General features: G+C 34.8%; 1 protein-coding gene and 1 riboswitch. The gene reads left to right on the top strand.

Annotated elements, in window-relative coordinates; all coding sequences use genetic code 11:
* The first annotated feature begins 265 nt into the window (after positions 1–265).
* A riboswitch (M-box (ykoK) riboswitch) is annotated at positions 266–431 on the top strand.
* Between the two features lie 353 nt (positions 432–784).
* Positions 785–1,301, top strand: a 517-nt coding sequence (locus tag RT405_RS08160) for a cation-transporting P-type ATPase (protein ID WP_313469030.1), incomplete at its 3' end; no start/stop codon positions are given.

Genomic DNA, 1,301 nt, shown 5'->3' with positions numbered 1-1,301 from the left:
AGAGAATTCAGTTAATTGCTCTTGAATCAATGTTATTTTTTCTTGTAATTCTGTGGAATGACTGCCGCCTGAAAAAACAGAATCTAGGTCCCAGTTCATACTGTACTTCATTTAAAAACTTCCCTTCTGCATGTGTCTTCTTTTATTATAGTCTAGTTTTCCTTAGTTTAAAACCATCCTTTTGTAAATCGCAGAAAAATTAAAACCAGCGTGTTGGTTGACATCTCATCTGAGATGAGTTAGCTTAGTAGGTGACAAGAAATGAATAAGCTTCTGTTAGGTGAGGCTCCTATATGGAAATATGCTGCTGCCCAAAAACGTCGAGAGACACCAATGGGTCAACAGAGATGGTCGAATTAAGGCCATATTTAATGTAGCTGATGAATAATCTACGCCATATAGTGCTAAAACTCGACGATGGAGAACTAATACTGTGTCTTTATTTGTTTTGCACTTCACTCAGTATTAAATATGTGAACCGTTTATTTGAGATAAACAATTCGGGTACATACTCTATCGCAGAATAGAGTATGTACTTTTTTTGTTGTGCTGATTAAACTGAAAAACTTATCCATTATGAGCAACAGCTAGTTTTTAGTAGAACAAAACCTAACAAAATGGGAAAGAGGTGAATGGTATGGAAAAAGGATCTAGTAGTGATAACCCAGATGATGATTATTGGAAAAATAAAGAAAAAATAAGTAAACCTGCCATACACCTCTTAGTTAGTATAGGAGTGTAGTAAAACTTATTTTTTCCGGTAAGACAAGAGGAGGAAAAAATGATGGCAAATCAAAAAAAACATATTTACACAGAAAAGAAATCTAAAAACAATCAATTGAAAGAATTAGGTTACTTGACAGAAGAAGCGGTTTTAAAACAATTGAAGACAGAAGCATCAGGCTTAAGCAAATCAGAAGCGGAAAAACGCTTAGAAGAATTTGGATTGAATGAAGTAGCTTCCCAAAAACCGATTCCTTGGTATGTACTATTGCTCCAAGCATTTAAAGATCCCTTTATTTATGTTTTAGCACTTTTATTAGTTGTCTCAGCTGCTACTAAAGATTTTGAGGCTAGTATTGTTATGAGCCTAATGATTTTATTTAGTGCGGGACTTCATTTTATTCAAGAATACCGTTCTCAAAAAGCCAGTTTAGCTTTAAAAGAGCTGATTGAAACCACTTGTGCAGTAACCAGAGAAGGAGTAACAAAAGAAATCCCAATTGATGAAGTGGTTCCTGGAGATATTATTAATTTGTCGACAGGAGACTTGATTCCAGCTGATGCTCGTTTGATTTGGG

Source organism: Carnobacterium sp. (assembly GCF_032094055.1).
In the GTDB taxonomy this organism is placed as follows: domain Bacteria; phylum Bacillota; class Bacilli; order Lactobacillales; family Carnobacteriaceae; genus Carnobacterium_A.
The sequence above is the reverse complement of the archived record's forward strand: the minus strand, read 5'-3'. Positions and strand labels throughout refer to the sequence as shown.